A 5559-nucleotide genomic window follows, 5' to 3' on the forward strand; every position below is an offset into this window, starting at 1 on the left:
CCCCTCTGCCCCGCCAGCCTCCCGCAAATTGCAGCGCCTTGCCTTCACCGATGCGAGAGAATGTTGACCAGCCGGCCGAACGGATCGCGGACATAGAAGCGGCGCACGCCCCAGGGCTCGTCGGCCGGTCCGTATTCGATGGCGAAGCCCGCCGCTTTCATGGCATCGAGCGCCGCATCGACATCATCGACCTCGATCGAAAGATCCGGCACCGGCGTTTCGGAGCCGCCTTGCGCCATGAAACTGACCTGGACATCCATCTTTGCTTGCGAGCCGTAGGTGGCGATCCAGCCAAGGTCCATAAGCACATCGAGGCCGAGGACATCCTGATAGAAACGCTTGGCCGCAGTGGCATCCGATGTCTCGATATTGGCAACGATGCGCCGGACTTTCATCGTCGGTCGCCTTTCAAGCCGTGCGCCGCAGCGCCGTCACCTCGATCTCGATCTTCATTTCCGATCTGTTGAGCTGGCAGACGATCATCGTCGCCGCCGGCCTGATGTCGCCGAACGTCTCGCCGAGGATCGGGAAGACCACGTCCACGAAGGCCTGGTCAGTGATGTAGTAATGCGCCCGCACCACGTCGGCCATCTCGAAGCCGCCGTCCTGAAGCGCCTTGCCGATCGTCGCCAGGCAATTGCGCGTCTGCGCCTCCACCGTCTCCGGCATCGTCATCGTCGCATAGACGTAGCCGGTCGTGCCGGACACGAAACACCAGTCGCCCTGCACCACTGCACGCGAATAGCCGGCGGTCTTTTCGAAGGGCGAACCGGTGGAGATGAGTGTGCGCATGGGGCCTCGCAGGATTTGGTGGCCATTTTGCCGGAAAAGGGTAGGGTGGGTCATGGGCCAGAGGCCACCAATTGTTGCCACGAGCCGGAGCTAGGACGGTGGAGATTAGCCGAACCCTGGCGTCTTCGTCATCCTATGGCGAAGCAAGGAGCGAAGCGAAGCGGCGCAGACCCCTGGAGCTGCTCCGCAGCCCAAGGGATCCATGCCGCGACTTCAAAGCGTTGCAGCGGTTCAGAATTCTGCTCCGCCGCGCCCTCCGACAACCGTCACGGCATGGATCCTCGGGTCAAGCCCGAGAATGACGAAGGCGTGGTGGTCGCTGCCGCGTCTAGTTCCCCAGCGCCTTGTCCAACGCCGCCTTCACATCCGCCGGCCATGTCGCTACATCAGGCCACGCCTGCGGCTGGCCATTGTCGCCGCGGCGCGCAAAATAGAGCTTGTGCTGGGCCGGGTCGACCGCCATGAAGCCGTCATTGCCGCCGCAATTATGCGGCACGCAGCCGCTGGCGTAGAAGGCGCCCGAAGCGGCCTTTTCGGTACCGCCGCCGACCAGCAGGCTGGTCGCCATGTCGGGCATGTCCTTGCCGAGCAGCTTTTCCGCTTCCTTGTAGACGGCCTCGTTGTGGAAGGCGTCGATGATGTTCTGGTACTTTTCCGGATCGATGTCTTTCCAGTCCGTGCCGGGTTCCGGCATGTAGGTCAGATTACCCGAAATCGTCAGCCCATCGGTCGGCGACCATTGCAAAGCCGGCTTCTCATCCCCCGGCAACAGATAGGGCACGAAATAGATGGCGTTGTCGGACACGGCCGAGGGCGGCGCGCCGCACTGGTCCTGGTCGACCGTGGTGCTCTGGATGGTGCCGCCTTCCGGTTTCCAGACGATCACCGTCGCCGGCCCGCATTGGTTGCCGCCGTCGCCGACATCGAACAGCGCCACCTTGACGCCGCCGACCTCGACTATTTTGTCGAAGAAGACGTCATAGTTGGTGGCCAGCTGCTTGCCGTCATAGGCAAGCACCTTCTCACCGTCCTGTTCCGGTTGGGTGATGGTCAGCGTGCCGCCCTCGAAAGGGACGGGCGCCTGCTTGTCGTCATCGGCAGCGTCGGCGGCGTTCGTCCCCTGATCGGCGGACGGCTGGTCCGTCGCCGGGGCCGGCTGGGTGGCGGGTGCCTGTGTCTGCGCAAACGCGCTCACGGTCTGCCCCAGCAACAAGGCCAGCCCGCAAACGCCGGCAAGAAGCAAACGTGTCAAGACTGTCCCTCCACTCAATCGCAACGAACCCGGCGCAAGGAAGGCCTGAGAGCGGCCGGGCCTCCGCCTGGAGTGTGTACCGCTCAGGCCCAGGGGCGCTGTTCGGCGTTGCGCTTCTCGAACGACGCGATGGCGCCGGCCTTCTCCATGGTCAGGCCGATGTCGTCGAGCCCGTTGAGCAGGCAGTGCCGCTTGAAATCGTCGAGGTCGAAGGTGACGACACCGCCGTCGGGACCGCGGATTTCCTTGGCCTCAAGGTCGACCGACACCGTGGCATTGGAGCCGCGCGAGGCGTCGTCCATCAGCTTCTCAAGATCCTCGGGGCTGACGGTGATCGGCAGGATGCCGTTCTTGAAGCAGTTGTTGTAGAAAATGTCGGCGAACGAGGTCGAGATGACGCAGCGAATGCCGAAGTCGAGCAGCGCCCATGGGGCATGCTCGCGCGATGACCCGCAGCCGAAATTGTCGCCGGCAACCAGGATCTGCGCCTTGCGGTAGGCCGGCTTGTTGAGTACGAAATCCGGGTTTTCCGAGCCGTCATCCTTGTAGCGCATTTCGGCGAACAGGCCGGTGCCGAGCCCGGTGCGCTTGATCGTCTTGAGGTAATCCTTCGGGATGATCATGTCGGTGTCGACATTGACGATCGGCATCGGAGCGGCGACGCCGGTGAGCTTGGTGAACTTTTCCATGGCTTTTGCCCGTGTTTTCGTTGCGGGGGGATTGCTGAGGCACGGTTTACACAAAGCCGGCAGCAAATAAAAGGCAACTGTTCGTGCACGGTGGCACAAGCCAGCCCGATGGTGCAGTCTGGCGGCCATGGCAGAAAACGCACACGTCCTCTATGCGCGTGAACCCGCGCTCGACATCGCCGAATTCCGGCGTGTGCTGGTCGAATCCGGCCTCGGCGAGACTCGGCCGGTCGATGATGAAGCACGCCTGCGGGCGATGCTGTCGGGCGCCAATCTGGTGCTGACCGCGCGTCTTGACGTCGAAGGCAAGCCGCTGGTCGGCGTGATCAGAGGCATCACCGACTTCTCCTGGGTCTGCTACATCTCCGAACTCGCCGTTTCCCGATCGGCACAGGGGCTCGGCATCGGCAAGGGCCTGATGGACGAGGCGCGCCGGCAGCTTGGACCGTCGGTCGCCATCAGCCTGATCTCCATGCCCGACGCCGTCGGCTTCTACGAACGTATCGGCATGAAGCGCATGGCCGACGCCTTCTGGTTCGACCGCAAGGGCTGAGGTCTATCTGGTTGGGGAACGAGAGAAGCGCGCCTTGCCTTCTCCCCCTGTGGGAGAAGGTGGATCGGCGCGCAGCGCCGAGACGGATGAGGGGTGTTCCAGCGGAGTGAGGCGTTGGCGTTCCCTGGAACACCCCTCATCCGTCGCCTTCGGCGACACCTTCTCCCACAGGGGGAGAAGGAAACGCCAACGCTCAAATCACATTCAATTCCCGGAACGCCCGCCCCTCAGCCACACGACCATAGCCAAACGCCGAACAATCCACCGTGCGATAGCCGCCATGCACGATCAGTTCGGCCAGCGCCTTGCCGACCGCCGGCGCCTGCTGCAGGCCATGGCCGGAGAATCCGTTGGCGAACAGGAAATTGCCGACTTCGGGATGCGGGCCGATCACCGCGTTCTGGTCGAGCGTGTTGTAGTCGTAGTGGCCGGCCCAGGCGCGGGTCGGCTTGATTGCCTCGAAGGCGGGAATGCGGGTCGCCAGCACCGGCCAGATCACCTCTTCGAACAGCGGCCAGTTTACCTCGAAGTCACCGGGATCGGGTGCGCGGTCGCCTTCCTCCGGTTCGGCGCCGCCGGTGAGGTAGACCGAGCCTTCCGGACGGACATAGATGCCGGAGGGATCGACCAGCAGCGGCATGTCGGCATATTTCTCGCGCGCCTCGAAGACGAAGACATTGCGCTTGCGCGGCTCGACCGGCAGCTCAAGCCCGGCCATGGCAGCCACCTTGCCGGCGTTCGGGCCGGCGGCGTTGACGACGATGCCGGCCTTCAGCGTCTCGCCATTGCCGAGGCTCACCCCGGTGACGCGATTGCCGTCGCGCGCGATGGCGGTGACATCGGCGGTGATGAAATCGACTTTCTTCTGCCGCAGCGCCTTGCGGAACAGCGTCAGCATCGCATGCGCGTCGAACCAGCCTTCGCCGGTGCGGCCATAGGCGCCGGCTGAAATGCCCTCGGTCGACAGCCACGGGAACCGGCGCACCAGCGCATCGGCATCCTCGAGCACGATGTCGGCGCCCTCGGCCATCTGCGCCTCGTGATTGCTCTTGAGGATCGGCAAGCCGTCCTCGCCGGCAAGGATGAGGTAGCCGCCTTCGCGAAAGCCGATATCGGCGTCGGCGCCGAACTCTTCCTTCAGCCGCCGGAACAGCTTTAGCGTGAACTGCGACAGGCGGATGTTTTCCGGGATCGAGAATTGCTGGCGGATCGAGGCCATGGACAGCGTCGTTGCCGCATGCGCGAATTGCGGATCACGCTCGACCAGCGCGATCGTGCCGGAAAACCCTTGCTCGCGCAGATAGTAGGCGACCGAGGAGCCGACTATGGCTCCACCGATGATGACGATGTCGTAGCGCATGTTCTCTCCGATCCGGCCGATGGTGTCCTTCACGCCACCGGCAGAATGATCTCGAAGCGCGTGCCGCGTTCGCTGTCAACCAGCGCGATCATACCATCATGCGCTTTCAGGAGGGCCAGCACGATGCCGAGCCCCATGCCGGTGCCGCCCTGCTCGCGCCGCGTGGTGAAGAACGGTTCGAAGATGCGCGCCCGGTTGCTCGGCGAAATGCCGGCGCCGTCGTCGCTGACCAGGATGCTCGCCTTGCCGCCGGCGCTCGTAGCCGAGACAGAAACCGCCGTCGCGCCGTGCCTGGCCGAATTGTCGATGAGATTGGCCAGCACGATAGCCGCGTTCTCGGCCGATATGCGCAAGCCGATTTCGCCGCCGGCTCCGACGCGAACCGCCAGCCTGTTGTCGACGGGCAGCAGCGCCAGCGCCGCACCGAGCGATGTGCTTTCGCCGCTCGGCGCCAGGTTTTCGGCGCGCGCCAAGTCGAGCAGGCGGCGAACCAGCAGATTGAGCCGTCCCGCATCGGTGACGATATTGTCTGAAAAGCGCCGCCGCTCCGTATCGTCCATCGCGCCACCGGAATCGCGCAGCAGTTCGGCCGCGCCCTGGATCGCCGTCAACGGCGATTTGAGCTCATGCGACACATGGGTGGCGAACGTCTGGATGCTGTCGGAACGCGCCTGCAGTTTTTCGGCCATGTCGAGGAAGGCGGCGGAAAGCTCCGCCATCTCTCGCGTGCCGTGATGGTCGAGCGGCCTGATCGCCGCGCGGTCGCCGGCGGCGATGCGCTCGGTTCGGTCGATCAGCGCATAGATCGGCCGGCTGACGGTGCGCAGGAAAACCAGGCCGATGAGCAGCGTGCCGCCGAGAATGGCGATCGCCGCCAACGTCACCTTGCCGCGTTCGCCATAGAGATGTTAGA

6 protein-coding genes and 1 pseudogene are annotated in these 5559 nt (G+C 64.1%); 1 reads left to right on the forward strand and 6 read right to left on the reverse strand.

What is annotated here, in order from left to right; translation table 11 throughout:
• Positions 1–44: 44 nt before the first annotated feature.
• The 4 genes from EN749_RS29550 to leuD all read right to left on the reverse strand — a co-directional run bounded on the left by EN749_RS29550 (position 45) and on the right by leuD (position 2733).
• Positions 45–395: a VOC family protein gene (locus tag EN749_RS29550; RefSeq protein WP_127271319.1), complete on the reverse strand. Its 351-nt coding sequence runs from the start codon at positions 393–395 to the stop codon at positions 45–47.
• Between the two features lie 13 nt (positions 396–408).
• Positions 409–792, reverse strand: coding sequence for a RidA family protein (locus tag EN749_RS29555; RefSeq protein ID WP_128364481.1), 384 nt, complete (start codon positions 790–792; stop codon positions 409–411).
• A 328-nt stretch (positions 793–1120) separates the two neighbouring features.
• Entirely contained in the window at positions 1121–2044 is a 924-nt protein-coding gene (locus EN749_RS29560; RefSeq protein ID WP_128364482.1) for a hypothetical protein, read from the reverse strand.
• An 83-nt stretch (positions 2045–2127) separates the two neighbouring features.
• Positions 2128–2733 (reverse strand): 3-isopropylmalate dehydratase small subunit, encoded by a 606-nt coding sequence (leuD, locus tag EN749_RS29565; protein ID WP_023810900.1) that lies wholly within the window; start codon positions 2731–2733, stop codon positions 2128–2130.
• 127 nt (positions 2734–2860) lie between these two features.
• Between leuD and EN749_RS29570 the strand changes: the two genes are divergently transcribed.
• Positions 2861–3286 (forward strand): GNAT family N-acetyltransferase, encoded by a 426-nt coding sequence (locus EN749_RS29570; RefSeq protein WP_127271072.1) that lies wholly within the window; start codon positions 2861–2863, stop codon positions 3284–3286.
• Between the two features lie 193 nt (positions 3287–3479).
• On the opposite strand, the gene EN749_RS29575 is transcribed toward EN749_RS29570, so the two are convergent.
• Both EN749_RS29575 and EN749_RS29580 read right to left on the reverse strand, forming a co-directional pair.
• On the reverse strand, positions 3480–4646 hold the full coding sequence (locus EN749_RS29575; RefSeq protein WP_128364483.1) for an FAD-binding oxidoreductase: 1167 nt from the start codon (positions 4644–4646) through the stop codon (positions 3480–3482).
• Positions 4647–4675: 29 nt separating this feature from the next.
• Positions 4676–5554 (reverse strand): annotated as a pseudogene (locus tag EN749_RS29580) (HAMP domain-containing sensor histidine kinase); the annotation flags it as partial.
• Positions 5555–5559: the final 5 nt, after the last annotated feature.

Source organism: Mesorhizobium sp. M7A.F.Ca.ET.027.02.1.1 (genome assembly GCF_004022985.1).
Taxonomy (GTDB): Bacteria; Pseudomonadota; Alphaproteobacteria; order Rhizobiales; family Rhizobiaceae; genus Mesorhizobium.

Excerpts from the sequence above, each read along its gene's own strand:
- EN749_RS29570 (WP_127271072.1), top strand. The coding sequence starts at position 2,861 with ATGGCAGAAAACGCACACGTCCTCTATGCGCGTGAACCCGCGCTCGAC.
- EN749_RS29555 (WP_128364481.1), bottom strand. The coding sequence starts at position 792 with ATGCGCACACTCATCTCCACCGGTTCGCCCTTCGAAAAGACCGCCGGC.
- EN749_RS29550 (WP_127271319.1), bottom strand. The coding sequence starts at position 395 with ATGAAAGTCCGGCGCATCGTTGCCAATATCGAGACATCGGATGCCACT.
- leuD (WP_023810900.1), bottom strand. The coding sequence starts at position 2,733 with ATGGAAAAGTTCACCAAGCTCACCGGCGTCGCCGCTCCGATGCCGATC.
- EN749_RS29575 (WP_128364483.1), bottom strand. The coding sequence starts at position 4,646 with ATGCGCTACGACATCGTCATCATCGGTGGAGCCATAGTCGGCTCCTCG.